The sequence below is a fragment of the Pseudomonas sp. Ors-4-3C genome, assembly GCF_055755035.1.
The window spans coordinates 4,641,063-4,665,187 of record NZ_CM146900.1 but is presented as its reverse complement, the minus strand read 5'-3'; the positions used below and the strand labels follow the sequence as shown (position 1 = coordinate 4,665,187).

Here is a 24,125-nt window from a genome sequence, read left to right as displayed (position 1 = left end):
CGGGATTAAACACGGGTCGCGCAGCTTCCTTAGCGCAGTTGTGCGGCCCATAATCGCCAGCCTGTGCAGTGATGGCCGTGAGCCCGCAATGACAATGACTTCAGAACTCCCCGCAGCCCCCGTCGTATCTGGCATCGAGCCGCGCAAGAGTCGCAAGAACAACCCGGAAAAGACTCGCGAGAACATCCTGCAGGAGGCGATCGTCGAGTTCGTCCAGCAGGGTTTGTCCGGCGCCCGCGTCGACGCGATCGCCGAGCGTATCCACACCTCCAAACGCATGATCTATTACTACTTCGGCAGTAAGGAGCAGTTGTACGTCGAGGTGCTGGAGAAGCTTTACGGCGACATCCGCAGCACCGAAAACCGCCTGCACCTGGCCGAGCTGCCGCCGGTGGTGGCGATCCGCCGACTGGTGGAGTTCACCTTCGATCACCACGACCGCAATGTCGATTTCGTGCGCATCGTCTGTATCGAAAACATCCACAACGCCGAGTTCGTGAAGCGTTCGGACACGATCAAGGCGATGAACAATACGATCCTCGATTCACTGGGCGAGATTTTGCGTCGCGGTGCCGAGGAGGGTGTGTTCCGCGCCGGGCTGGACGCGCTGGACGTGCACTTGCTGATCAGTTCGTTCTGCTTCTACCGCGTCTCGAACCGTCATACGTTCGGTGAGATTTTTCAGATCGACCTGCCGGACGAAAGCATCAAGCAGCGTCATCGCGAGATGATCTGCGAGTCGGTGTTGCGCTACTTGCAAGCCTGACACCCTCCAATGTGGGAGCGGGCTTGCTCGCGAAGGCGATGTGTCAGCCTATACATCTGGCGCCTGACACACAGCTTTCGCGAGCAAGCCCGCTCCCACAGAATTGATGTTGATCTTCAGCTATTCATGCTTTGGAAATGCGCAAGCATCCGCTGCGCATCCGGCACCACGCCGCTGAACAATTCAAACGCCTTCACCGCTTGAAACACCGCCATGTTGCCGCCGTCCAGCGTGCGGCAACCGAGGGCGCGGGCGTTGCGCAGCAGTTCGGTTTCCAGCGGGAAGTAAACAATCTCCGCGACCCATAATTCCCTGCGCAGCAACTCCACCGGCACCGGCATGCCCGGCAGTTTGGCCATGCCCATCGGCGTGGTATTCACCAGACCATCGGCCTGATTCAGCGTGCCCGGCAGATCTCGCCCGGCCACCGCGCGGCCTGAGCCGAAATGCTGGTTGAGGTTGTTCGCCAGACTCTCGGCACGCTCGCGGTCGACGTCGAAAATGCTCAGTTGCTGTACGCCTTCGCTCAGCAGCGCGTGGGCCACCGCCGCCCCGGCACCACCGGCGCCCATCTGGACGACACGCTCACGCGCAGCGTCTGTCAGGCCTCGGCGAAAACCTTCGGCAAAACCCAGGCAATCGGTGTTGTGGCCGATGCGCTTGCCATCCTTGAGCACCACCGTGTTGACCGCGCCGATGCCCCGGGCTTCCGGCGACAGTTCATCGAGCAACGGGATGATCGCCTGCTTGCACGGGAAGGTGATGTTCAGGCCGGTGTAGTGCATGCGCTCGGCGGCCAGCAGCAAGTCGGGCAGCGCGTTGCTGTCGAGTTGCAACTGATCGAGGTCGATCAGTCGATACAGGTAGCGCAGGCCTTGGGCATCGCCCTCGTGTTCATGCAGTGCTGGCGTGCGCGAGGCCTGAATGCCCGCGCCAATCAGCCCGGCGAGTATTACGTTCTTACGGATCATGCTGCGCGTCCTTTCAGCCGTTGACTGAAATGCTCCAGGGCCAGGCGATAGCCATGGCTGCCGAAGCCGCACATCACCGCCGTGGCGATGGCCGAGACGAACGAGTGGTGGCGGAACGGCTCACGCGCATGCACGTTGGACAGGTGCACTTCGATCACCGGCAACTCACTGGCCACCAGCGCGTCGCGGATCGCCACCGAAGTGTGCGTCCAGGCCGCCGGGTTGATCACGATCCCGGCGCAGCGCCCGCGTGCCGCGTGAATCCAGTCGAGCAATTCGCCTTCGTGATTGGTCTGGCGAAACTCCACGGTCAGGCCGAATTCTTCAGCGGCGCGCCCGCACAGTGCAGAAATATCGGCCAGGGTTTCGTGGCCGTAGGTCGCCGGTTCACGGGTGCCGAGCAGGTTCAGGTTCGGGCCGTTGAGCACCAGAACGATAGGGGGCATGGGGGCAAACTCCACTTATTGTTTTTGGCTTGGGCCGAGGGTCTCAGCCTGTGGAGGTAAAATGTACCAGATGGTTACCATGGTCAATTGAGCAACGTTGCGCTTGGCGCTTAGTGTTCGTTAATCGCACAAAACAAAACATCACCCACAAAAAAGCCGTCAATCACGACGGCTTTCTCGTATCTGGCATTCGCTATCAACGCCGGGTCAGCAACACCCCGGACTCCATGTGATGCGTCCACGGGAACTGGTCGAACATCGCGCAGCGGGTGATGCGGTGCGTGTCGTGCAGTTGGGCGATGTTGGCCGCCAGGGTTTCCGGGTTGCAGGAGATGTACAGGATGTTGTCGAAGCGTCGGGTCAGCTCGCAGGTGTCCGGGTCCATGCCGGCGCGCGGCGGGTCGACGAACACGCTGCCGAACTCGTAGCTTTTCAGGTCGATGCCTTGCAGGCGACGGAACGGACGCACTTCGTTCAGCGCTTCGGTCAGCTCTTCGGCGGACAGACGCACCAGCGTGACGTTATCCACAGCGTTTTCGCTGAGGTTGCTCAGTGCGGCGTTGACCGAGGTCTTGCTGATCTCGGTGGCCAGCACGTTGCGCACGCGGGTGGCGAGCGGCAGGGTGAAGTTGCCGTTGCCGCAGTACAGCTCCAGCAGATCGTCGGGACGATCGCCCAATGCTTCGTACGCCCAGTTCAGCATCTTCTGGTTCACGGTGCCGTTGGGCTGAGTGAACGCGCCTTCCGGCTGACGGTAACTGAAGGTGCGACCGCCGACTTCAAGCTTCTCGACCACGTAATCGTGGCCGATCACTTCGCGCTTGCCCTTGGAGCGGCCGATGACGCTGACGTTGAGATCAGCCGCCAACTTCGACGCGGCCGCATGCCAGTGCTCGTCCAGCGGACGGTGATAACACAGGGTGATCATCGCATCGCCGGCCAGGGTGGTCAGGAATTCCACCTGGAACAGCTTGTGGCTCAGCGCCGAACTGGCCTGCCACGCCGCCTTGAGTTGCGGCATCAACTGGTTGATACGCAGGCTGGCAATCGGGAATTCTTCGATCAGGATCGGCGTGCGTTTGTCGTCCTGGGAGAACATCGCGTAGTGCCGCTCACCGGCCTCGCGCCACAGGCGAAATTCCGCGCGCAGACGGAAGTTCTGCAGCGGCGAGTCGAACACGGTCGGCTCTGGCGCATCGAACGGGGCCAGCAGGTCACGCAAACGCGTGACCTTGTCTTCGAGCTGAGTGGCGTAGGCCTGGGAATCGAATGTCATGCGTTGAACCAACCCAACTTGATCACGAACAGAATCGACAGGATCACCAGCGCCGGGTTCAGCTCACGGGCGCGGCCCGACAGCAACTTGATCACGGTCCAGGAGATGAAGCCGAAGGCGATGCCGTTGGCGATCGAGTAAGTGAACGGCATCGCCAGCGCGGTAACCACCACCGGTGCGGCCACGGTGATGTCTTCCCAGTCTATTTCCGCCAGACCGGAAGTCATCAGCACGGCGACGAACAGCAGCGCCGGTGCGGTGGCGAAGGCTGGAACGCTGGCCGCCAGTGGCGAGAAGAACAGCGCCAGCAGGAACAGGATCGCTACCACTACAGCCGTCAGGCCGGTACGCCCGCCAGCGCTTACGCCAGCCGCGGATTCGATGTAGCTGGTGGTGGTCGAAGTACCCAGCAGCGAGCCGGCCATCGCCGCGGTGCTGTCGGCGATCAGTGCACGACCCATTTTCGGCATGTGGCCGTCCTTGCCCATCAGGCCGGCGCGCTTGGCGACGCCGATCAGGGTGCCGGAGTTGTCGAACAGGTCGACGAACAGGAAGGCGAAGATCACGCTGACCAGACCGATGTCCAGTGCGCCCTTGATGTCCAGTTGCATGAAGGTCGGGGCCAGCGAAGGTGGCATCGAGGTCACGCCGCCAAACGGAGTGAAGCCCATGGCGATGGAAATGATGGTCACCGCCAGAATGCCGATCAGCACTGCGCCGCGCACTTTCAGCGCTTCGAGGGCTACGATCAGGGCGAAGCCGAGGGTGGCGAGGATCGGCGCCGGGGCTTTCAGGTCACCGAGACCGACCATGGTCGCCGGGTTGCTGACTACGATGCCGGCGTTGTGCAGGGCGATCAGCGCCAGGAACAGGCCGATACCGGCGGCAATCGCCGAGCGCAGCGGCAGCGGGATGCTGTTGATGATCCATTCGCGGATGCGGAAGATCGACAGCAGGAAGAAGCACACTGCCGAGATGAACACCGCGCCCAGCGCCACTTGCCAGGTGTGGCCCATGTGCAGGACCACGGTGTAAGTGAAGAAGGCGTTCAGGCCCATGCCAGGCGCGAGGGCGATCGGGTAGTTGGCGATCAGGCCCATGATGGTCGAGCCGATGGCGGCTGCCAGACAGGTGGCGACGAACACCGCGCCCTTGTCCATGCCGGTCTCGCCGAGAATGCTCGGGTTGACGAACAGAATGTAGGCCATGGCCAGGAAGGTCGTGACGCCCGCCAGAATCTCGGTACGCACGTTGGTGTTGTGTGCCTTGAGTTGAAACAGCCTTTCCAGCATGTCTGCTCCCCGTGGCGCGCGCGGCGCCGTGAATGTATCGACCTCAACAGCAAAGCACAGACCGTCGCAAGCGCCTGGGAATTTGTGGTGGGCCGGAAAAAGCCGCGCATCATACCAGCAGCGTGAGGAATATGGCGGTTGTTGGTGCCGAACGTCGTCGAAGTTTTGCCGGAGGGTTATCTGCGCCATACTGCGCGCTGAATTTTTGGGGAAATACGATCACATGGGCAAGCGCTGGATAAAGGCTTTGGGGGTAATGGCTGGGCTGATGGTCGGGTCGACGGCGGCGCTGGCAGCCTCGGCGCCACCGTTGACTGAAGTGAAGGTGATCAAGGTTCAGTCGCCGGCTTGCGGCCTCGAAGACATCGGCGATAACCAGCCGCAAACCCAGTGCAATCACAGCGGCCCGAGCATCAAGGTGTATGTGCTGGAAGTCGGCTATGGCCAGAACCAGCCGCACGCCACGCTGGACGGTTTTGAAGTCAACGGCACCCGGGCCCCGGTGTGTGCCTACGATAACGGCAATCTGACCGAGTGCACGCCCGGCAGCAAAACTGTCGGCTCGCTGTATACCTTCGATCTGGCGGGCAAGCAGGAAGGCACCTTCAGCTTCAGCAACACCTCGCTCAACGCGCCGCGCAACACCCTGTCGACCCAGCTTTACATCAAGTAACGGCTATCACCGGACGGGGCAGGACAAAGCTGACTACGCTTGGAAGATCACCCAGCGGATGGCGCCCATGACCTTTAGAGCCCTGATTACCCTCGCCGAGGGCATCGATGATCTGCAAAGCGTGACCCTGATCGACGTGCTGCGCCGCGCCGGTATCGAAGTGGTAGCGGCCAGCATCGAAGGCCGGCGCATGCTGACCTGCGCGCGCGGTACCCGCCTGACGGCGGATGGCATGCTGGTCGATGTGCTGGCACAGACTTTTGACCTGATTGCCCTGCCCGGTGGTGTTGTCGGTTCACAACACCTGGCAGCACATCAACCGCTGCAGCAATTGCTCAAGGATCAGGCCAGCGCCGGACGCCTGTTCGCCGCCATTGGCGAAGCCCCGGCCATCGCCCTGCAAGCCGCTGGCGTATTACGCCAACGGCGCATGACCTGCCTGCCGGCTACCAGCCATCAACTGTCGGGTTGTACGTTTGTTGATCAACCGGTGGTGGTCGACGGCAACTGCATCACCGCCCAAGGCTCTGGTGGCGCACTGGCGTTTGCCCTGACGCTGGTTGAGCAGCTTGGCGGCAAGGCGTTGCGGGCGAAAGTGGCGGGGGAGATGTTGGTGTGATGGCTTCAGGCGTGGGCAGCGATAGGCGTAATGGCTGGTTGCTCCCGATGCTCTGCTTGCCACAGATCGTAATCGGTTTGAACGCCTAGCCACACACGCGCCTTGCCAATGCCTGCTCGCTCCAGCCGTACTGCCAGATCCGGGCTGATCGGTGCATGGCCGTGCAATACGCGGGAAAGGTGAGGGCGGGCGAAGCCCAGATGTCTGGCCAATTCACTCACACTGATGCCTAACTCTGGCAAGACATCCACGAGCAGTGTTTCACCGGGGTGTGGCGGGTTGTGCATGGGAAACCTGAAGGATTTGATCATGGCGGCGAGTGTAAGGCGATACATTACACTCTGTGCGGTAACTATGTACCGCACCTTTTCAATCAATTTGTGCTTGGCGTGTTGATTTCGCTGATGTGCCTCAGACCTTCGCCTCTTCCACCGGCACATGCATCCGGTCGCGTTTGGCCAGGGTCGGGAACAGTTTGATCCAGGTCCCGGTGACCACCAGCGTGCCGATCCCGCCCATCACCACGGCCGGTACGGTGCCGAACCAGTGCGCGGTGAGGCCGGATTCGAATTCGCCCAACTGGTTCGAGGCGCCGATGAACAGGCCGTTCACCGCGCTGACCCGGCCGCGCATTTCGTCCGGGGTTTCCAGTTGCACAAAGGAGGCGCGGATCACCATGCTGATCATGTCCGCCGCGCCGAGCACCACCAGCACCGCCAGCGAGAACCAGAATGAGGTCGACAGGCCGAAGGCGATGGTCGCGACGCCGAATACGCCGACCGCGGTGAACATCACCCGGCCAACGTTGCGTTCGACGGAAAACCGGGCGAGGAACAGCGACATCCCCAGCGCGCCAACCGCCGGCGCCGAACGCAGCAGGCCCAGGCCCCATGGGCCGGTGAGCAGGATGTCTTTGGCGAACACCGGCAGCAACGCGGTGGCACCACCGAGCAGCACGGCGAACAGATCCAGCGAGATCGCCCCGAGAATGTCCGGGCGGCTGCGGATGAAGCGAATCCCGGCCAGCAGCGAGTCCAGCGTGGCTTTGCCTTTGTTCAGCGGCGTCTGCCGCGCGGGCAGATTGAGCATCAAGGTGCAGGCGATAACGTAGAGCAACACCGTCGGGCCGTAGACCCAGACACTGCCAAACGCGTAGAGCAGGCCACCCATCGCCGGGGCGACGATGGTGGCCGACTGCTGTGCCGACTGCGCTGCGGCGACCGCCCGTGGAAACAGGGCACTGGGCACGATGCTCGGCAGCAGTGCCTGGGTGGTCGGCAGCTCGAAGGAGCGTGCGCCGCCGAGCAGGAAGGCGAGGATGAAGATCATTTCCCGGGTGATGTGATCGGTGGCGCTGCCGATGGCCAGCGCCAGGGCGATCATCGCCTGCAACGACTGACAGATCGCCGCGACCCGGCGTCGGTCATAGCGGTCGGCGACGTGACCGGTGTGCAGCATGAACAACACCCGTGGCGCGAACTCGACCAGACCCACCAGACCCAGGTCGAGCACGTTGCCGGTCAGTTGATACAGATTCCAGCCGATCGCCACCGTGAGCATCTGAAAACCGCTGGCGGTGAAGATCCGGGCGAACCAGAACGCGAGAAATGGACGATGGTGACGTAACAGCAGGGGCTCTTGGCTGGGCATCTGAAGGCAAGTCTGGCTCGGGGGGGAACCGCGAGGTTATCACCAGTCTGTAACAGGAAGTTGCTATGACAAAAAATTTAGTTAGCCAGACATCTATCGTCCAAAACCCTCAGTTTCTTGTGGCGAGGGAGCTTGCTCCCGCTGGAGGGCGAAGCACTCCCGAGCATTTCTCTGGATAGGTCAAGGTGGCAGGCTTTACGACTGCTGCGCAGCCGAGCGGGAGCAAGCTCCCTCGCCACAGGGATTTCGCCGCTCCGGGAATGTCTTTCAGAACGTTGCTCAGGCAATGAGGCAACTTGTCACGCGGCAAACGACCACGCCGTTCTTCGTCGGAAATGGGACTACTCTTTCAACATTGCTTGATCCAGATCAAGACCCTCCCGGGCCATGGTCTGGTGGCCCGATGGCCAGACTCCCTGCGTTGCGATGGTTATTAAAAAAGAACGAATCAGAATTCGCCGCACTCGATATTCGTGGGGGCAGTAGGTGCAGGGGCCGCAAGCCCCATCGCCGGTATTACCTGACAGAGGAAGACGTATGTTCGGTTTAGAGGCGCTCGATCTCGCCCGAATTCAGTTCGCATTCACCATCTCGTTCCACATCCTGTTCCCGGCCATCACCATTGGTCTGGCGAGCTACCTGGCGGTGCTCGAAGGCTTGTGGTTGAAAACCCATAACGATACCTACCGTGACCTCTACCACTTCTGGTCGAAGATCTTTGCCGTCAACTTCGGCATGGGTGTGGTCTCCGGTCTGGTCATGGCCTACCAGTTTGGTACCAACTGGAGCCGTTTCTCGGACTTCGCCGGTTCCGTCACCGGACCGTTGCTGACCTACGAGGTGCTCACGGCATTTTTCCTCGAGGCCGGTTTCCTCGGGGTGATGCTGTTCGGTTGGAACAAGGTCGGGCGAAAACTGCACTTCTTCGCCACCGTAATGGTGGCCATCGGTACGCTGATCTCGACGTTCTGGATCCTCGCTTCCAACAGCTGGATGCAGACGCCGCAAGGCTTCGAGATCGTCAACGGTCAGGTGATCCCGACCGACTGGCTGGCGATCATCTTCAACCCGTCGTTCCCGTATCGCCTGATGCACATGGCGACCGCTGCGTTCGTGGCCACGGCGTTCTTCGTCGGCTCGTCGGCGGCCTGGCACCTGCTGCGCGGCAAGGACAACCCGGCGATCCGCACCATGCTGTCGATGGCGATGTGGATGGCGCTGATCGTCGCGCCGATCCAGGCGGTCATCGGTGACTTCCACGGCCTCAACACCCTTGAGCATCAGCCGGCGAAAATCGCCGCGATCGAAGGCCACTGGGAAAACAAAGGCAACGAAGCGACGCCGTTAATCCTGTTCGGCTGGCCGGACATGAAAGAAGAGAAAACCAAATTCGCCGTGGAGATTCCGTATCTCGGCAGCCTGATCCTGACCCACTCGCTGGACAAGCAAGTACCGGCGCTCAAGGAGTTCCCGCCTGAAGACCGGCCGAACTCGACCATCGTGTTCTGGTCGTTCCGGGTCATGGTCGGTCTCGGCTTCCTGATGATTTTCACCGGTCTGTGGAGCCTGTGGCTGCGCAAGCGCGACACCCTCTACACCTCGCGCCCGTTCCTGTATCTGGCGTTGTGGATGGGACCGTCCGGCCTGATCGCGATCCTCGCCGGCTGGTTCACCACCGAGATCGGGCGTCAGCCGTGGGTGGTCTACGGGCTGATGCGCACGGCGGATGCGTCTTCCAACCACAGCTTCATGCAGATGAGCATCACCCTGATCATGTTCGTCGTGGTGTATTTCGCGCTGTTCGGTGCCGGGCTCGGCTACATGATGCGTCTGGTGCGCAAAGGGCCGAAAACCGATGAGGGCAAGGAAACCAACGACGGTGGTCCTGGCCAGAAACGCACACCGGCGCGGCCGTTGTCCGCCGCCGATGACGAAGGCACCGACGCTGACTCGCAGCGCAGCCTGGAAAAGGAGATTTGACTCATGGGTATTGATCTTCCGCTGATCTGGGCCGTGATCATCATCTTCGGCATCATGATGTACGTGGTCATGGACGGTTTCGACCTGGGAATCGGGATTCTCTTCCCGTTCATCCCGGGCAAGACCGACCGTGACGTGATGATGAACACCGTGGCCCCGGTGTGGGACGGCAACGAAACCTGGCTGGTACTGGGCGGCGCGGCGTTGTTTGGCGCGTTCCCGCTGGCCTATTCGGTGGTGCTGTCGGCGCTGTACCTGCCGCTGATCTTCATGCTGATCGGCCTGATTTTTCGCGGTGTGGCGTTCGAGTTCCGCTTCAAGGCCAAGGACGACAAGCGCCACCTGTGGGACAAGGCGTTCATCGGCGGTTCGGTGGCGGCGACATTCTTTCAGGGCGTGGCACTGGGGGCATTCATCGACGGCTTGCCAGTGGTCAATCGGCAATATGCCGGCGGTTCACTGGACTGGCTGACGCCCTTCACCCTATTCTGCGGCGCCGCACTGGTGGTGGCCTATGCCTTGCTCGGTTGCACCTGGCTGATCATGAAGACCGAAGGCAAGTTGCAGGAACAGATGCACAACCTCGCGCGGCCGCTGGCGTTCGTGCTGCTGGCGGTGATCGGCATCGTCAGTCTGTGGACGCCGCTGGCTCACCCGGAAATCGCGACACGCTGGTTCAGCATGCCGAACCTGTTCTGGTTCATGCCGGTGCCGATTCTGGTGCTGATCACCCTTTACGGTTTGATCCGCGCGGTGGCGCGCAACGCCAACTACATGCCGTTCCTGCTGACCCTGGTGCTGATTTTCCTCGGCTACAGCGGTCTGGGCATCAGCCTGTGGCCGAACATCGTGCCGCCGTCGATCTCGATCTGGGACGCCGCCGCACCGCCGCAGAGCCAAGGCTTCATGCTGGTCGGTACGCTGTTCATCATCCCGTTCATCCTGGGTTACACCTTCTGGAGCTACTACGTGTTCCGCGGCAAGGTCACCCATGAAGACGGTTACCACTAGCCTGCGCTCCGCTCACCCAGTGGGAGCGAGCCTGCTCGCGATGGTGTCGTCAGTGACGCCATCGCCTGACGGAGGAACGATGCAATGAACGGCAAACATTCCCTGCACGAGATTGAAGAGGCCGAAAAAAAGCCGCTGTGGCAGCGGCTCGGCTGGTTGGCCCTGATCTGGATCGGTAGCGTCGGCGCGCTGTTCATTGCGGCCAGCCTGATGCGCCTGTTCATGAGCGCGGCGGGCCTGACCACGCACTGAAACATCCCGTCCCGTTGCCTCTGGGCACGGTTTACAACCCTCCGTACCACGGAGGGTTTTTTTTGCCTGAGGTTTTACTTGCGGGCTTTGAGAATCACGAATTTCGGCGTGGCCGCTACTTGCTCGACGCCACGGAACAGCCGCGCCAGTTTGCTGTGATAACCCAGATGACGGTTGCCGACGATGTATAACGCACCGCCCACCACCAGCGCCTCGCGGGCCTGCTGGAACATGCGCCAGGCGAGGAAGTCGCCGACCACTTGCTGTTGATGGAACGGCGGATTGCACAGCACCACGTCCAGCGATTGCGGCTCTTGTCCGGCCAGACCATCGCCGGCTCGCACGATCACTTCTCGTTCGCCCAGTGCCGCCCGCCAGTTCTCGCCGGCCGATTGCACCGCCATGAACGATTCGTCGACCAGCGTGTAATGCGCGTCAGGGTTGTGCAGGGCGCTGGCGATCGCCAATACGCCGTTGCCGCAGCCCAGGTCGGCGACCCGGGCCGAACCAAGGTTTTTCGGCAAGTGCGGGAGGAACGCACGGGTGCCGATGTCCAGCCCTTCGCGGCAGAACACGTTGGCGTGGTTGAGCAACTCGATGGCCGGTTCGTCGAGCAGATAACGCGACGGGTAGGGCGAGACCGTCGGGGCTTTCGCTTCAGGTGTGGCGATCAGCAAGCGGGCCTTCTTCACCGCCAGCGACGCCTGTACCGGACCGATGTAGCGCTCCAGCAGGTCGCCAGCCGCCCGTGGCAAATGCTTGACCATGGCCGCAGCCACCACTTGCGCGCCCGGAGCCAGTTGACCTTGCAGGCGAATCAATTGCTCTTCAAGCAACGCCAGGGTTTTCGGCACACGGATCAGCACCCGGTCGTAGGGGCCGACCAACGGCTCGCTGGCCGGTGTGCCGCGCACGGCATCAAACGCCAGGCCATTGCGCACCAGGTTTTTCTCAAGGCCCTGAAAAGCCAGGAACGAGTCACCACTGCTGCTGACCTGAACCTTGCCCGCCAGGCTGGCCGCGAGGGCGCCGAAGCTGTCGTTGAGCACCAGTACCCGGGTATCCGCTGCCGGTTGCTCGGCGGCCAGATGATTGAGCAGGTATTCGTCGGCCGCATCGAAGGCTTGCAGCGGTTCATTCTGCTGTTCAGGCTGGCGGATCAGATCGAGTTGGGCAAAGGGCGTATCGAGCAAGGGCATGGGACGGGGACTCTGGGTAATCAACGGGTGGCCCGCGGCCCAGGTGAGCGTGCTGCGGAACCGTCCGAGTGGACCACGACGCCAAAGTTGCCGTCATCACTCAGGAAGGTCGCAAATGGTACTTTTTTTTGCGCTCGAATACTCGCAGGTTTTAGCGTTTACGGCGTGTCCAGCAGGCCGATGCGCGTGGCCGCAATGACTGCGGAAATCTTGTTGCACACATTCAACTTCGAAATCACGTTCTGCACGTGATAGTTCACAGTCCGTTCGCTGAGGCAAAGGATCCGCGAAATTTCATAAGCGGTCTTGCCGACGGCCGAAAGCTTCAGCACTTCCAGTTCCCGGGGTGAAAGCTTCGGTCGGGTGAGAGGGTCGCTGTGCCTGGGCAAGGTTCTGGCGAACAACTCGCTCAGATGGCCGGTTACGTAGAACATGTAACCGAAATGCTCGTACAGCTCGAGAGGGCTCAAAGGACCCTTTTTTCTGGCGAGGCTCAGCGTGGTGCAGAGCCCGGATGCTTCATGATGGAACGACTGTGACCAGCCGTGGCGCAAGCCATGTTCTTGCAAGGCCTGCCAGAGTTCTGGTGTTTGCGAGTACAGGTCTTCGCTCCACATCACCGGCAACATACAGTGATTGCAGTGTGATATTACCGGATCAATCTTGCCGTAGCGTTCAAGTTCATAGAGTTCGTTCCACTCTTGAGGGTAGTTGTTGATTTGCAAGGGGTTTAAGTTGTCGTTCCGATTATTCGAAGTCAACGAGATCGCGCAGAAATTAAAACCGATATTCTCAGCGAATCTCAAAAGGATCGGATAGGCAGTCTCTATCTCCTTTGCGAAAGTCAGTTGCTTCAGTTGCGACTCCTTCCACATTTCCATTACAAACTCCGTGAGGCTTTTCCTGGGAGTGCGGTTTGGATCCAAAGGATCCGGCACGAACCCGAGTGTAGGATGTTTCTTACGTGGTGTTCTGATCTTTTCGCTCTTGGCTGCTTTGAAAATTAAATAAAGGGTTATTAGTGGGGTTATTTATAAAATGTCATCCTTAATTCAAAAGCTGAGCGGTTCCAGTTAGTTAACATTCACAATATGAAAATAAATTTAATTGTGAAATGCCGAGCGTACAACAGCACAAACTGTCGGTGTTTAAGCTGTTGATTTTGCGCGACACTGGGGGCATTCGTTGAATGGAGTGCCCCATGACCGCCAGCGCAGATAAGTTCACGGCCCAGACGTTGCTCGACGTGCAGCGCTTGACCCCCAGCCTGTTCACCCTGCGTACCACACGCGACGCCGGGTTTCGATTCAGCGCCGGACAATTCGCCCGCCTCGGCGTGACCAAGGCCGACGGCAGTACCGTGTGGCGCGCCTACTCGATGGTCTCGTCGCCATTCGACGAGTTTCTCGAGTTCTTTTCCATCGTGGTGCCGGGGGGCGAGTTCACCAGCGAGCTGAGCCGCTTGCAGGTGGGGGATACCTTGCTGGTGGAGCGCCAGGCCTTTGGCTACCTGACACTGGACCGGTTTGTCGATGGTCGGGATCTGTGGCTGTTATCCACAGGCACCGGGGTCGCGCCGTTTCTGTCGATCCTGCAGGACTTCGAGGTCTGGGAGCGGTTCGAGCGGATCATCCTGGTGTACAGCGTGCGTGAGACACGGGAGCTGGCCTATCAGCCTTTGATTGCGGGGTTGGCCGAGCGTGATTACCTGGCAGAACATGCCCATAAACTGCGATTCATTCCCACGGTTACCCGCGAACAAATGCGTGGCGCCTTGCACGGTCGGATTACCAGCCTGATTGAAAACGGCGAGCTGGAACGGGCAGCCGGTGTTGAACTGACCCCTGAGCACTCGCGCGTCATGCTTTGCGGCAATCCACAGATGATCGATGACACTCGGGCACTGCTGAAAAAACGCCACATGAGCCTGAGCCTGTCGCGGCGGCCGGGGCAGGTAGCGGTGGAAAACTACTGGTAGAAAAACGGCGCCATCAGGCGCCGATTTCATTCATTACGCGGTCAAGGCCGGTTGTTCTGGGCCTTGAGCAGATCGCGAATCTCGCCGAGCAATTCTTCTTCCTTGGTCGGAACCGGTGGCAGGGAAGGGGCCACGGCTTCTTCGCGTTTCAGGCGGTTGATGGCTTTGACGCCCATGAAAATCGCGAAGGCGACGATCACGAAGTCCAGAATGCTCTGGATGAATTTACCGTAGGCCAATACCACGGCCGGGGCGCTGCCCTCGGCGGCTTTTAGCGTAACGGCCAGATCACTGAAGTCCACCCCACCGATCAGCAGGCCGATTGGCGGCATGATCACGTCGCCGACAAACGACGAAACGATTTTGCCGAAGGCGGCACCGATGATGATACCGACGGCCATGTCGACCACATTGCCTTTGACCGCGAAGGCCTTGAACTCACTTAGCACGCCCATAGGTTATTTCCTTGTTACAGATGAGGTTGGTGTACGCAGTGTAAATCAGCAAAACGCGTCCTGCGCGAAACACCTTCTTACAATGCCCGTTTTTATCGACACATGAATCCACGATTAGTTTGCAAAGTGCCACTAATCGCGCGCGAAATACGCCGTAAACCTCTGATCAGGAAGCCATTTTTTTCAATCGTCGAGTTGCGAACTTTCTATTTATGTTCACCGGCATAGCCCTCTAGCCTCTGGTTGGCGCACCTGGATGCGCCCAAAAAAACCAGAGGAACCTGATATGAATTCCACTCTTGGACTGGGGGCTTTTCCCCATCGCCGTACGCTCGGCGTACTGACCGCCAGCCTGCTGACTTTTTCCGTGAACGCCGCACCCCTGACCCGAGATAACGGCGCAGCGGTTGGCGACAATCAGAACTCGCAGACCGCCGGCGCCACCGGCCCGGTGCTGCTGCAGGATGTGCAACTGATCCAGAAGCTCCAGCGTTTCGACCGCGAGCGCATTCCCGAGCGCGTGGTGCATGCCCGCGGAACCGGTGCCCATGGCACCTTCACGGTGACCAATGATCTCAGCGACCTGAGCAAGGCCAAGGTGTTCGCTGCAGGCCAGGTCACTCCGGTATTTGTGCGTTTCTCCGCGGTGGTGCATGGCAACCATTCCCCGGAAACCCTTCGCGATCCACGGGGGTTTGCCACCAAGTTCTACACCGCCGATGGCAACTGGGACCTGGTGGGCAACAACTTTCCGACCTTCTTCATCCGCGACGCAATGAAGTTTCCGGACATGGTTCACGCGTTCAAACCCGATCCGCGTACCAACCTGGACGATGACTCGCGTCGTTTCGACTTCTTCTCCCACGTACCGGAAGCCACGCGCACGCTGACCGAGTTGTATTCCAATTCGGGAACTCCAGCCAGTTATCGGGAAATGGACGGTAATGGTGTGCATGCCTACAAGTTGGTCAATGCCAAGGGCGAAGTGCACTACGTGAAGTTTCACTGGAAAAGTTTGCAAGGCATCAAAAATCTGACGCCCGAACAAGTTACAAAAGTTCAGGGGAAAGATTACAGTCATATGACTAATGATCTGGTCAGTCATATAAGCAAGGGTGATTTCCCGAAGTGGGACTTGTACATCCAAGTGCTAAATCCGAAAGATTTGTCCAAGTTTGATTTCGATCCATTGGACGCTACCAAGATCTGGCCGAATGTTCCTGAACGAAAAGTTGGACAAATGGTGTTGAACCGAAACCCAGCCAATGTGTTCCAGGAAACCGAACAAGTTGCGATGGCCCCGGCCAATGTTGTTCCGGGTATCGAACCTTCCGAAGATCGTCTGCTGCAAGGCCGAGTGTTCTCTTATGCCGATACGCAGATGTATCGTCTGGGTGCCAATGCCCTGCAGTTGCCGATCAACGCGCCCAAAGTTGCCGTCAACAATGGCAATCAGGACGGTGCGATGAACTTCGCTGCCACGCAGTCCGGGGTGAATTATCAGCCGAGCCGTCTGCAACCGCGTGATGAGCCACAAAATGCGCGCTACAGCCAAATGGCGCTGTCGGGCAGCACCCAGCAGGCGAAGATCCAGCGTGAGCAGAACTTCAAGCAGGCCGGTGATCTGTATCGCTCGTTCAGCCAGCAGGAGCGTCAGGACCTGATCGCCAGCTTCGGCGGCTCGCTGGCCACCACCGATGACGAGAGCAAGCACATCATCCTGTCCTTCCTTTATAAGGCCGATCCGGAATACGGCAGCGGTGTGACCAAAGTCGCCAACGGTGACCTGAGCCGGGTCAAGGCGCTGGCGGCGAAACTGGTCGACTGATCTCGACGCCATGTCATGCGGGGCCTGACTCAGGCCCCGTTCTGCTCAAGGAGACGGCTGATGCGATTTTGTCTGTTATTGCTGCTCGGTTGCCTGTCATTTACAGCGCTGGCCGAACAGAACCCCGAGGCGATCAAGGCCCAGTTGCAGGATTACTATTTCGATGCCGCCCGGCGCGGTGATGTGCCGATGCTCAAAACCTTTATCGAGTCCGGCTATTCCCTCGATACCCGCGACAGCAAGGGGTACACCGCTTTGATTCTGGCGGCGTATCACGGCCAGGGCGCGGCAGTTGATCAGTTACTGGCGGCGGGCGCAGATGCCTGCGCGCAGGATCAACGTGGCAACACGGCGCTGATGGGCGCGATTTTCAAGGGCGAGATGCAGATTGCCCGACGGTTGATGGCCACCGATTGCAGCCCGGATCAGCGCAATGGCGCCGGACAAACCGCTGCGATGTACGCCGGGTTGTTCAAGCGCGTCGAACTGCTCGACGCACTCAAGGCCAAGGGTGCCGACCTCAATGCCGAAGACCCGTTGGGCAACAGTGCCGCGCGTCTGGCCAACGGCGAAATCCGCACCGCCGCGCCGCGCTGAGCGGTGGCTGCGTTATCATCGCGGTTTTTGCCGGGGGATCCAGATGGCCAAGGCCAAGCGCATGTACGGCTGCACCGAGTGCGGCGCAACCTTTCCCAAGTGGGCGGGCCAGTGCGGCGAGTGCGGCGCCTGGAACACCCTGACCGAAACCATGATCGAAAGCGGCGGGGCCACGGCGCCCACCGGGCGTACCGGTTGGGCCGGGCAGCAGGCGCAGATCAAGACCCTGGCCGAAGTCAGCATCGAGGAGATTCCGCGCTTCTCCACCGCGTCCGGTGAGCTGGATCGGGTTTTGGGTGGCGGTCTGGTCGACGGTTCGGTGGTGCTGATCGGTGGTGATCCGGGCATCGGCAAGTCGACGATTCTGTTGCAGACCCTGTGCAACCTCGCCAAGAGCATGCCGGCGCTGTACGTCACCGGCGAAGAGTCCCAGCAGCAAGTGGCCATGCGCGCCCGACGTTTAGGGCTGCCTCAGGATCAATTGCGGGTCATGACCGAAACCTGCATCGAAACCATCATCGCCACGGCCCGCCAGGAAAAACCCAAGGTGATGGTGATCGACTCGATCCAGACCATTTTCACCGAACAGCTGCAATCGGCGCCGGGTGGTGTATCACAAGTGCGCGAGAGTGCGGCGCTGCTGGTGCGGTATGCCAAGCAAAGCGGTACGGCGATTTTCCTCGTCGGTCACGTCACCAAGGAAGGCGCATTGGCAGGCCCAAGGGTTCTCGAACACATGGTCGACACCGTGCTGTATTTCGAAGGCGAGTCCGATGGGCGTTTGCGTCTGTTGCGGGCGGTGAAGAACCGTTTCGGTGCGGTCAACGAACTCGGCGTGTTCGGCATGACCGACAAGGGCCTGAAGGAAGTCTCCAACCCGTCGGCGATTTTTCTGACACGTGCCCAGGAAGAAGTCCCGGGCAGTGTGGTCATGGCCACGTGGGAAGGCACCCGGCCGATGCTGGTGGAAGTGCAGGCGCTGGTCGATGACAGCCATCTGGCGAACCCACGGCGGGTAACTCTGGGGCTGGATCAGAATCGTCTGGCGATGTTGCTCGCCGTACTGCACCGCCACGGCGGCATTCCGACCCACGATCAGGACGTGTTCCTCAACGTGGTCGGCGGGGTGAAGGTGCTGGAAACCGCGTCCGACCTGGCGTTGATGGCGGCGGTGATGTCGAGCCTGCGCAACCGGCCGTTGCCGCATGATCTGCTGGTGTTTGGCGAAGTCGGTTTGTCCGGCGAGGTGCGTCCGGTGCCGAGCGGTCAGGAGCGCTTGAAGGAAGCGGCCAAGCACGGCTTCAAACGCGCGATCGTGCCCAAGGGCAACGCGCCGAAGGAAGCGCCGCCGGGGTTGCAGATCATTGCCGTGACCCGCCTGGAGCAGGCGCTCGACGCATTGTTCGAGTAACCGCTTACGCTCTCTCCAGCCGCAACTACTGCCCATTCCGCGAAAATAATCTGTGGCGAGGGAGCTTGCTCCCGCTGGACTGCGCAGCAGTCCCTTGCTTTTTTAGTGAAGAGCAGGGGCCGCTTCGCGACCCAGCGGGAGCAAGCTCCCTCGCCACGGTGGCAGCGTCCCCCTTACCTGAGCAGCATTATTTTAGATTTCGATCAAGGCACCCAATTCGCGCTCAAGCTCGGTTTCATCCGCCAGATTCAGCTCGATCAACCGCCGCAAGCGCTGGATCGATTCCAGGCTGATATGCCGACAGACAAACCCCAGTTGCCCGTGATCCTCATGGGCCAGATGCACATCCATCTGAATATTCACGTCATCGCTCAGATGAATGTCGACGAAGAAATCCTGCTCCTTGTCCCCCAGCCACGGCTGCGGCTTCTCGATCAGCAAGCCCTTGAGCGACAGGTCGATCAACTTCACCGGCCAGATGAAGTGGCCCTGACTCAGCTCGGTTCTGGCATCGAACGCAATACGTTTGAAGCGACGGCGATTGGCTGGGTGTTCGCTCATGGCGCAATCCTCGGAAGAGTTCGCTGACTATAGACCCGACCGACGGGTGGCGGCCAATCGACAAGGCGTCTAGACCAACGTCGGGGTATGGCCTTTGGCGCCGTAAGCGCTAAACTCGGGGTGGCTGTCTTTCTTGTCCACCCTGGCTGGAATAATAAAATGAAAAATAATAATAGCCTGCTACGCCACTTACCCTGGCTAGTGCTGGCAATCGTAGGAGCGTGCGCCCTGGGCGTAGTGGCATTGCGCCGAGGAGAGGCGATCAACGCCTTGTGGATCGTGGTCGCGGCAGTGGCCATTTATCTGGTTGCGTACCGTTACTACAGCCTGTTCATCGCAAACAATGTGATGCAACTCGATCCGCGTCGGGCCACCCCCGCCGTGCTCAATAACGATGGTCTGGACTACGTGCCGACCAACAAACACATTCTGTTCGGTCACCACTTCGCGGCCATTGCCGGCGCAGGCCCGCTGGTCGGCCCGGTACTGGCGGCGCAGATGGGTTATCTGCCCGGCACGCTGTGGCTGATTGCCGGGGTGGTGCTGGCGGGCGCGGTGCAGGACTTCATGGTTCTGTTCATGTCGACCCGGCGCAACGGCCGTTCCCTGGGCGACATGGTGCGCGAAGAAATGGGCCGCATTCCCGGCACCATCGCCCTGTTCGGCTGCTTCCTGATCATGATCATCATCCTCGCGGTGCTGGCGCTGATCGTGGTCAAGGCACTGGCGGAGAGCCCATGGGGCATCTTCACCGTGATGGCGACCATCCCGATCGCGATGTTCATGGGCATTTACATGCGCTACATCCGTCCGGGGCGCATCGGCGAGATCTCGGTCATCGGTGTGTTGCTGCTGCTCGGTTCGATCTGGCTCGGTGGGCAGATTGCCGCTGATCCGGTGTGGGCCAAGGCCTTCAGCTTCACCGGTGTGCAAATCACCTGGATGCTGATCGGTTACGGCTTCGTTGCCGCCGTGCTGCCGGTGTGGCTGATTCTGGCACCGCGCGACTACCTGTCGACGTTCCTCAAGATCGGTACCATCATCGCCCTGGCGATCGGCATTCTGGTAACCATGCCCGAGCTGAAAATGCCGGCGCTGACCCAGTTCGTCGACGGCACCGGGCCGGTGTGGAAGGGCGGTCTGTTCCCGTTCCTGTTCATCACCATCGCCTGCGGTGCGGTGTCCGGTTTCCACGCGTTGATCGCGTCGGGTACCACGCCGAAGCTGCTGGATAACGAAACCAACGCGCGTTACATCGGTTACGGCGGCATGCTCATGGAATCGTTCGTCGCGATCATGGCGATGGTTGCCGCTTCGGTGATCGAGCCGGGCGTGTACTTCGCCATGAACAGCCCGGCCGCCGTGGTCGGTGGTGACGTGGCTTCGGTGGCGCAGATGGTCAGCAGCTGGGGCTTCGCGATCACGCCGGAGGCGCTGCAAGCGGTGGCGCATGACATCGGTGAAACCACCATCCTCGCCCGTGCCGGCGGTGCGCCGACCCTGGCGGTCGGCATCGCGCAGATCCTGCACAGTGTCCTGCCGGGTGAAAACACTATGGCGTTCTGGTACCACTTTGCGATCCTGTTCGAAGCGCTGTTCATCCTGACCGCTGTGGACGCCGGCACCCGTGCCGGGCGTTTCATGCTGCAGGATCTGCTCGGCTCCTTTGTGCCGGCGCTGAAACGTACCGAATCGTGGACCGCCAACCTGATCGCCACCGCCGGTTGTGTGGCGATGTGGGGCTGGTTGCTGTATCAAGGCGTGATCGATCCACTGGGCGGCATCAACACCCTGTGGCCACTGTTCGGTATCTCCAACCAGATGCTGGCCGGTATCGCGCTGATGCTCGGCACCGTGGTCCTGATCAAGATGAAGCGTCAGCGCTACATCTGGGTGACCCTGCTGCCAGCCGCCTGGCTGCTGATCTGCACCACCACTGCAGGCTTCATCAAGCTGTTCGACGCCAACCCGGCGATCGGCTTCCTGTCGCTGGCCAAGAAGTACAGCGATGCCCTGGCCGCCGGACAAATCATCGCGCCGGCCAAGAGCATCGATCAGATGCAGCACGTGATCTTCAACGCCTACACCAACGCAACGCTTACCGCGCTGTTCCTGTTCGTGGTGTTCAGCATCCTGTTCTATGCGCTCAAGGTCGGCATCGCCGCCTGGGGCAAAAAAGAGCGTACGGATAAAGAATCGCCATTCCAGGCCCTGCCGGACGCGTAACCAGAGGATTGCACCATGTTCAATGACCTGAGTCGCCTCGGTAAATACCTCGGTCAGGCCGCACGCCTGATGGTCGGCATGCCCGACTACGACACCTACGTCGAGCATATGCAAACCAAACACCCGGACAAACCGGTGATGAGCTACGAGATGTTCTTCCGCGAACGTCAGGAAGCGCGTTACGGTGGCAAGGGTGGGCCGAAGTGCTGTTGAGCTGACAGCCTGCGGTTGATGCAATCCCCCCTGTGGGAGCGAGCCTGCTCGCGAATACGGAGTGTCAGTTGATGAATGATTTGACTGACACGACCCCTTCGCGAGCAAGCCCGCTCCCGCATTTGTTTTGTGTTTCTTTCAGGAGATCGTGTTTTGTCTTCTCCCATACCCGTAACGGTACTCAGCGGTTTCCTCGGTGCCGGCAAGACCACCTTGCTGCGCCATCTGCTTAAAGCCGAGCACGGCCTGAAAATCGCCGTGATCGAAAACGAATTCAGCGACGCCGGCATCGACACCCAGTTGCTTGGCGACGAACCGGTGCAAGTCATGACGTTGGCCAACGGCTGCGTCTGCTGCACCATCCACACCGATTTGACCAAGGCCCTGTACCTGCTGCTCGAACGCCTGGACAGCGGTGAAATTGCCTTCGACCGGCTGGTGATCGAGTGCACCGGTCTGGCCGACCCGGCCCCGGTAGCGCAAACCTTTTTTATCGACGAAGAACTGCGCGAACGCTATCTGCTCGACGGCATCATCACCCTGGTGGATGCGGCTCACGCCGACCAGCACCTGACCCAGACCATCGCCCAGGCGCAGATCGGTTTCGCCGACCGCCTGCTGGTGAGCAAGACCGATCTGGTGGATGAGGCCACGTTCACCGCGTTGAGCGAACGCCTGACGCGGATCAATCGTCGCGCGCCGATCCGCGTGGTCGAGCATGGCAACATCGATCTGGCCGAACTGCTCGACGTGCGTGGTTTCAACCTCAATGCCGACCTCGGCGGCGGGGTGAGCCTGCGTCCGGTGAGCAAGGCGCCCTCCATCGACCGCATCTCCAGTCTGGTGCTGCGCACTGACCAGCCACTGGATATCGATCAACTCAGCGAGTTCATGAATGAGCTGCTGGAAGAACACGGCAAGCAGTTGTTGCGCTACAAGGGCGTGCTGAACATCGCTGGCGAGGATCGGCGGCTGGTGTTTCAGGGCGTACTGAAACTCTACGGCTTTGATTGGGACACCGAGTGGGCCGAGGGTGAAGCGCGGGAAAGTGTGCTTGTGTTTATTGCCGATGATTTGCCGGAAGAGAAGATCCGGGCGGGGTTTGCCAAAGTGACTTCTGCCTGATGGGTCTTCGGCGCCAGGGCTGACGTCTTCGCGAGCAAGCCCGCTCCCACAGTAGGCCGCATTCTGTCAGGAGGAATGCAATTCACTGTGGGAGCGGGCTTGCTCGCGAAGGCGATCTAACCGGCGACACGATGCTCAAGGGCTGTACCCAGCAAAGTCTGCTCAAGATGATCCAGGTGTTGATTCATCAGTCGCTCAGCCATGGACACATCCCCAGACGCGACCGCCTCGACAATCGCCAAATGCTCCTGCCACGCGCAGCAACCCGGCGTCGATCCATCACACCGCGCAATCGCCAGCGACGTCAACGGCACCAGGCTGCCAAGGAAATGCGCCAACGGTGCATTGCCCGCCATTTGCGCCAACTGCAGATGAAACTCGCCGGACAACCGAATCGCCGCCGCACGCCGCTCCTGAACCACGGCCAGGCGTTCGCGTTCGACCAGTGCACGCAAGCGTTTCAAACCCTCGACTGATGCGTTCTGACAAGCCAGGCGCACCAGTGTCGCTTCGGTCAGGCGCCGCGCATGCAGGGTCTGTCGGGTCTGCTCGGCATCCGGTGCGGCCACCCGTGGCCGATGATTGGCGCGCAGCACAATCACCTGCTCGTGGGACAACTGCGTCAGCACCCGGCGCACATCGGCGCGGCTGACCCCGAACATCTGCTTGAGACTGTCTTCGGTGAAGCGGCTGGCTGGATCGATTCGCTGGTCCAGAATCGCGTCGAACAGCCGCGGGTACAGATCATCTGCCGGCGTCCGCACGCGGGAGAAGGGCAGGGGCGCCGACATCTGACGAGTGTGCAGCGATGTGGCAAGGCTGTTCATGGCCGGTCTCCAGTGTGAAGAAAGTCAGTTGCTGAGGTGGTCATCCGGAATGTTCAACTCAATGCCCATGCGCTGACCTTCGCGCAGAATGTGCCGGCGCATTTCGGCGCTGGCCTGGGCGCTGTTCTTGCTGCGGATCGCGCGCACCACCGCTTCGTTTTCTTCCAGGCGTTCGGCCAGATGCTCAGGTGAATTGCGCAGCACTTCGGCGCTTTGCTTGAGCGCGTTGCTCGTTTGCTGCACCACGCTCTGAAAGATCGGGTTCGAGGTCAGGGTGAACAGCTCTTCGTGGAAGGCGATGTAGGCGCTGACCCCGGCTTCGCTGTCGCCCGCTTCAAGGGCTTCGCGCATGTCCATCAGGGTCAGGCGCAATTGCCCGACTTCCTTGCTGCTGATCGACTGCGCGACCAGCCCGACGATGAACGGCTCAAGGGTGTAACGCAGTTGCAGCACGTCTTCGAGGCTGGCGCCGGCCACCGCGCTGTCGTGGCTCTGGCTGTCGCTGAGCTGGGCGTCGAGCACCACCACGCCTTTGCCCGGCATCGAGCGCACCAGACCAAGGGTTTCCAGAACGATCACCGCTTCGCGCAGGCTCGGACGGCTGATGCCCAGTTGTTCGGCCAGTTCACGCTGACCCGGCAGCATGTCGCCGGAGCGCCACTGACCGCGGGCCAGCGCTGCGCGCAGTTTTTCTACGACTGAGTTGACGACGGTTGATGTGGTTATCACTTGTCTAGCTCCGTAAGCCCATAGGGGATGCCGCAAACGA

The 24,125-nt window shown here is 60.4% G+C and carries 25 protein-coding genes; 13 read left to right on the top strand and 12 right to left on the bottom strand.

Features of this window, described 5'->3' with window-relative positions:
• Positions 1-88: 88 nt before the first annotated feature.
• Positions 89-766: a TetR/AcrR family transcriptional regulator gene (locus ACVHNU_RS21045; RefSeq protein WP_201136521.1), complete on the top strand. Its 678-nt coding sequence runs from the start codon at positions 89-91 to the stop codon at positions 764-766.
• A 116-nt stretch (positions 767-882) separates the two neighbouring features.
• Here ACVHNU_RS21045 and ACVHNU_RS21040 read toward each other — a convergent pair whose 3' ends face one another.
• The 4 genes from ACVHNU_RS21040 to ACVHNU_RS21025 form a co-directional block, all read right to left on the bottom strand.
• Positions 883-1,737 (bottom strand): shikimate dehydrogenase, encoded by an 855-nt coding sequence (locus ACVHNU_RS21040; RefSeq protein ID WP_473018237.1) that lies wholly within the window; start codon positions 1,735-1,737, stop codon positions 883-885.
• A complete protein-coding gene (aroQ, locus tag ACVHNU_RS21035) occupies positions 1,734-2,183 on the bottom strand; it encodes a type II 3-dehydroquinate dehydratase (RefSeq protein WP_003228440.1) in 450 nt (149 codons plus the stop codon). The genes ACVHNU_RS21040 and aroQ overlap by 4 nt, the downstream gene beginning before the upstream one ends.
• A 196-nt stretch (positions 2,184-2,379) precedes the next feature.
• The gene (trmA, locus tag ACVHNU_RS21030; RefSeq protein ID WP_473018236.1) at positions 2,380-3,459 is read right to left on the bottom strand and encodes a tRNA (uridine(54)-C5)-methyltransferase TrmA; all 1,080 of its coding nucleotides are present in this window, start codon (positions 3,457-3,459) and stop codon (positions 2,380-2,382) included.
• Positions 3,456-4,751, bottom strand: coding sequence for an NCS2 family permease (locus tag ACVHNU_RS21025; RefSeq protein ID WP_003228434.1), 1,296 nt, complete (start codon positions 4,749-4,751; stop codon positions 3,456-3,458). Before ACVHNU_RS21025 ends, trmA begins: the two co-directional genes overlap by 4 nt.
• A gap of 223 nt (positions 4,752-4,974) precedes the next feature.
• Between ACVHNU_RS21025 and ACVHNU_RS21020 the strand changes: the two genes are divergently transcribed.
• Both ACVHNU_RS21020 and ACVHNU_RS21015 read left to right on the top strand, forming a co-directional pair.
• On the top strand, positions 4,975-5,424 hold the full coding sequence (locus ACVHNU_RS21020) for a DUF4879 domain-containing protein (RefSeq protein WP_003228432.1): 450 nt from the start codon (positions 4,975-4,977) through the stop codon (positions 5,422-5,424).
• 67 nt (positions 5,425-5,491) lie between these two features.
• Positions 5,492-6,043 (top strand): DJ-1 family glyoxalase III, encoded by a 552-nt coding sequence (locus tag ACVHNU_RS21015; RefSeq protein WP_400507199.1) that lies wholly within the window; start codon positions 5,492-5,494, stop codon positions 6,041-6,043.
• A gap of 5 nt (positions 6,044-6,048) precedes the next feature.
• Here ACVHNU_RS21015 and ACVHNU_RS21010 read toward each other — a convergent pair whose 3' ends face one another.
• Together ACVHNU_RS21010 and ACVHNU_RS21005 are read right to left on the bottom strand one after the other, a co-directional pair.
• Positions 6,049-6,330, bottom strand: coding sequence for a HigA family addiction module antitoxin (locus ACVHNU_RS21010; protein WP_473020094.1), 282 nt, complete (start codon positions 6,328-6,330; stop codon positions 6,049-6,051).
• A gap of 124 nt (positions 6,331-6,454) precedes the next feature.
• Positions 6,455-7,693, bottom strand: coding sequence for an MFS transporter (locus tag ACVHNU_RS21005; protein ID WP_400507201.1), 1,239 nt, complete (start codon positions 7,691-7,693; stop codon positions 6,455-6,457).
• A 537-nt stretch (positions 7,694-8,230) separates the two neighbouring features.
• Here ACVHNU_RS21005 and ACVHNU_RS21000 point away from each other — a divergent pair.
• The 3 genes from ACVHNU_RS21000 to ACVHNU_RS20990 all read left to right on the top strand — a co-directional run bounded on the left by ACVHNU_RS21000 (position 8,231) and on the right by ACVHNU_RS20990 (position 10,936).
• A complete protein-coding gene (locus ACVHNU_RS21000) occupies positions 8,231-9,673 on the top strand; it encodes a cytochrome ubiquinol oxidase subunit I (RefSeq protein WP_003228422.1) in 1,443 nt (480 codons plus the stop codon).
• Between the two features lie 3 nt (positions 9,674-9,676).
• Positions 9,677-10,684 carry a cytochrome d ubiquinol oxidase subunit II gene (gene cydB / locus ACVHNU_RS20995; RefSeq protein ID WP_473018235.1) on the top strand — a complete coding sequence of 336 codons (1,008 nt, stop codon included), beginning with the start codon at positions 9,677-9,679 and terminating at the stop codon, positions 10,682-10,684.
• A gap of 84 nt (positions 10,685-10,768) precedes the next feature.
• Complete coding sequence (locus ACVHNU_RS20990) at positions 10,769-10,936, top strand: DUF2474 domain-containing protein (protein WP_080963309.1); 168 nt, start codon at positions 10,769-10,771, stop codon at positions 10,934-10,936.
• A 74-nt stretch (positions 10,937-11,010) separates the two neighbouring features.
• On the opposite strand, the gene ACVHNU_RS20985 is transcribed toward ACVHNU_RS20990, so the two are convergent.
• Together ACVHNU_RS20985 and ACVHNU_RS20980 are read right to left on the bottom strand one after the other, a co-directional pair.
• Positions 11,011-12,135, bottom strand: coding sequence for a methyltransferase (locus ACVHNU_RS20985; RefSeq protein WP_400507204.1), 1,125 nt, complete (start codon positions 12,133-12,135; stop codon positions 11,011-11,013).
• Positions 12,136-12,293: 158 nt separating this feature from the next.
• Positions 12,294-13,016 (bottom strand): autoinducer binding domain-containing protein, encoded by a 723-nt coding sequence (locus tag ACVHNU_RS20980; protein ID WP_262142178.1) that lies wholly within the window; start codon positions 13,014-13,016, stop codon positions 12,294-12,296.
• 320 nt (positions 13,017-13,336) lie between these two features.
• On the opposite strand from ACVHNU_RS20980, the gene ACVHNU_RS20975 reads away from it, so the two are divergent.
• The gene (locus ACVHNU_RS20975) at positions 13,337-14,113 is read left to right on the top strand and encodes a ferredoxin--NADP reductase (protein WP_262142179.1); all 777 of its coding nucleotides are present in this window, start codon (positions 13,337-13,339) and stop codon (positions 14,111-14,113) included.
• Positions 14,114-14,154: 41 nt separating this feature from the next.
• Here the strand turns inward: ACVHNU_RS20975 and mscL are convergent, their stop codons facing one another.
• Positions 14,155-14,568, bottom strand: a complete 414-nt coding sequence (gene mscL, locus ACVHNU_RS20970; RefSeq protein ID WP_003228412.1) for a large-conductance mechanosensitive channel protein MscL — start codon at positions 14,566-14,568, stop codon at positions 14,155-14,157.
• Positions 14,569-14,854: 286 nt separating this feature from the next.
• Between mscL and katB the strand changes: the two genes are divergently transcribed.
• From katB to radA, 3 genes are read left to right on the top strand one after another with little or no spacing between them, the layout of a single operon-like run.
• Positions 14,855-16,396: a catalase KatB gene (gene katB / locus ACVHNU_RS20965; protein WP_473018234.1), complete on the top strand. Its 1,542-nt coding sequence runs from the start codon at positions 14,855-14,857 to the stop codon at positions 16,394-16,396.
• A gap of 60 nt (positions 16,397-16,456) precedes the next feature.
• Positions 16,457-16,993 carry an ankyrin repeat domain-containing protein gene (locus ACVHNU_RS20960; protein WP_473018233.1) on the top strand — a complete coding sequence of 179 codons (537 nt, stop codon included), beginning with the start codon at positions 16,457-16,459 and terminating at the stop codon, positions 16,991-16,993.
• Between the two features lie 43 nt (positions 16,994-17,036).
• Positions 17,037-18,404 carry a DNA repair protein RadA gene (radA, locus tag ACVHNU_RS20955; protein ID WP_007963764.1) on the top strand — a complete coding sequence of 456 codons (1,368 nt, stop codon included), beginning with the start codon at positions 17,037-17,039 and terminating at the stop codon, positions 18,402-18,404.
• A gap of 192 nt (positions 18,405-18,596) precedes the next feature.
• On the opposite strand, the gene ACVHNU_RS20950 is transcribed toward radA, so the two are convergent.
• Positions 18,597-18,965, bottom strand: a complete 369-nt coding sequence (locus ACVHNU_RS20950) for a PilZ domain-containing protein (protein ID WP_103521675.1) — start codon at positions 18,963-18,965, stop codon at positions 18,597-18,599.
• A 159-nt stretch (positions 18,966-19,124) separates the two neighbouring features.
• Here ACVHNU_RS20950 and ACVHNU_RS20945 point away from each other — a divergent pair, with 159 nt between their 5' ends.
• The 3 genes from ACVHNU_RS20945 to yjiA all read left to right on the top strand — a co-directional run bounded on the left by ACVHNU_RS20945 (position 19,125) and on the right by yjiA (position 22,529).
• Positions 19,125-21,191, top strand: a complete 2,067-nt coding sequence (locus tag ACVHNU_RS20945) for a carbon starvation CstA family protein (protein ID WP_003228403.1) — start codon at positions 19,125-19,127, stop codon at positions 21,189-21,191.
• Positions 21,192-21,206: 15 nt separating this feature from the next.
• Entirely contained in the window at positions 21,207-21,404 is a 198-nt protein-coding gene (locus ACVHNU_RS20940) for a YbdD/YjiX family protein (protein ID WP_003228401.1), read from the top strand.
• 153 nt (positions 21,405-21,557) lie between these two features.
• Positions 21,558-22,529: a GTPase gene (gene yjiA, locus ACVHNU_RS20935; protein WP_473018232.1), complete on the top strand. Its 972-nt coding sequence runs from the start codon at positions 21,558-21,560 to the stop codon at positions 22,527-22,529.
• A 116-nt stretch (positions 22,530-22,645) separates the two neighbouring features.
• Here the strand turns inward: yjiA and ACVHNU_RS20930 are convergent, their stop codons facing one another.
• Both ACVHNU_RS20930 and ACVHNU_RS20925 read right to left on the bottom strand, forming a co-directional pair.
• A complete protein-coding gene (locus ACVHNU_RS20930) occupies positions 22,646-23,356 on the bottom strand; it encodes a GntR family transcriptional regulator (RefSeq protein WP_473018231.1) in 711 nt (236 codons plus the stop codon).
• Between the two features lie 24 nt (positions 23,357-23,380).
• Entirely contained in the window at positions 23,381-24,085 is a 705-nt protein-coding gene (locus tag ACVHNU_RS20925; RefSeq protein WP_045122643.1) for a FadR/GntR family transcriptional regulator, read from the bottom strand.
• Positions 24,086-24,125 lie beyond the last annotated feature (40 nt).

Excerpts from the sequence above, each read along its gene's own strand:
- ACVHNU_RS20985 (WP_400507204.1), bottom strand. The coding sequence starts at position 12,135 with ATGCCCTTGCTCGATACGCCCTTTGCCCAACTCGATCTGATCCGCCAG.
- ACVHNU_RS21015 (WP_400507199.1), top strand. The coding sequence starts at position 5,492 with ATGACCTTTAGAGCCCTGATTACCCTCGCCGAGGGCATCGATGATCTG.
- radA (WP_007963764.1), top strand. The coding sequence starts at position 17,037 with ATGGCCAAGGCCAAGCGCATGTACGGCTGCACCGAGTGCGGCGCAACC.
- aroQ (WP_003228440.1), bottom strand. The coding sequence starts at position 2,183 with ATGCCCCCTATCGTTCTGGTGCTCAACGGCCCGAACCTGAACCTGCTC.
- ACVHNU_RS20990 (WP_080963309.1), top strand. The coding sequence starts at position 10,769 with ATGAACGGCAAACATTCCCTGCACGAGATTGAAGAGGCCGAAAAAAAG.
- ACVHNU_RS21000 (WP_003228422.1), top strand. The coding sequence starts at position 8,231 with ATGTTCGGTTTAGAGGCGCTCGATCTCGCCCGAATTCAGTTCGCATTC.
- ACVHNU_RS21025 (WP_003228434.1), bottom strand. The coding sequence starts at position 4,751 with ATGCTGGAAAGGCTGTTTCAACTCAAGGCACACAACACCAACGTGCGT.
- ACVHNU_RS20945 (WP_003228403.1), top strand. The coding sequence starts at position 19,125 with ATGAAAAATAATAATAGCCTGCTACGCCACTTACCCTGGCTAGTGCTG.
- cydB (WP_473018235.1), top strand. The coding sequence starts at position 9,677 with ATGGGTATTGATCTTCCGCTGATCTGGGCCGTGATCATCATCTTCGGC.
- ACVHNU_RS20975 (WP_262142179.1), top strand. The coding sequence starts at position 13,337 with ATGACCGCCAGCGCAGATAAGTTCACGGCCCAGACGTTGCTCGACGTG.
- katB (WP_473018234.1), top strand. The coding sequence starts at position 14,855 with ATGAATTCCACTCTTGGACTGGGGGCTTTTCCCCATCGCCGTACGCTC.
- ACVHNU_RS20980 (WP_262142178.1), bottom strand. The coding sequence starts at position 13,016 with ATGGAAATGTGGAAGGAGTCGCAACTGAAGCAACTGACTTTCGCAAAG.
- ACVHNU_RS20940 (WP_003228401.1), top strand. The coding sequence starts at position 21,207 with ATGTTCAATGACCTGAGTCGCCTCGGTAAATACCTCGGTCAGGCCGCA.
- ACVHNU_RS21020 (WP_003228432.1), top strand. The coding sequence starts at position 4,975 with ATGGGCAAGCGCTGGATAAAGGCTTTGGGGGTAATGGCTGGGCTGATG.
- trmA (WP_473018236.1), bottom strand. The coding sequence starts at position 3,459 with ATGACATTCGATTCCCAGGCCTACGCCACTCAGCTCGAAGACAAGGTC.
- ACVHNU_RS20960 (WP_473018233.1), top strand. The coding sequence starts at position 16,457 with ATGCGATTTTGTCTGTTATTGCTGCTCGGTTGCCTGTCATTTACAGCG.
- mscL (WP_003228412.1), bottom strand. The coding sequence starts at position 14,568 with ATGGGCGTGCTAAGTGAGTTCAAGGCCTTCGCGGTCAAAGGCAATGTG.
- ACVHNU_RS21010 (WP_473020094.1), bottom strand. The coding sequence starts at position 6,330 with ATGCACAACCCGCCACACCCCGGTGAAACACTGCTCGTGGATGTCTTG.
- ACVHNU_RS21040 (WP_473018237.1), bottom strand. The coding sequence starts at position 1,737 with ATGATCCGTAAGAACGTAATACTCGCCGGGCTGATTGGCGCGGGCATT.
- ACVHNU_RS20930 (WP_473018231.1), bottom strand. The coding sequence starts at position 23,356 with ATGAACAGCCTTGCCACATCGCTGCACACTCGTCAGATGTCGGCGCCC.
- ACVHNU_RS20950 (WP_103521675.1), bottom strand. The coding sequence starts at position 18,965 with ATGAGCGAACACCCAGCCAATCGCCGTCGCTTCAAACGTATTGCGTTC.
- ACVHNU_RS21045 (WP_201136521.1), top strand. The coding sequence starts at position 89 with ATGACAATGACTTCAGAACTCCCCGCAGCCCCCGTCGTATCTGGCATC.
- ACVHNU_RS21005 (WP_400507201.1), bottom strand. The coding sequence starts at position 7,693 with ATGCCCAGCCAAGAGCCCCTGCTGTTACGTCACCATCGTCCATTTCTC.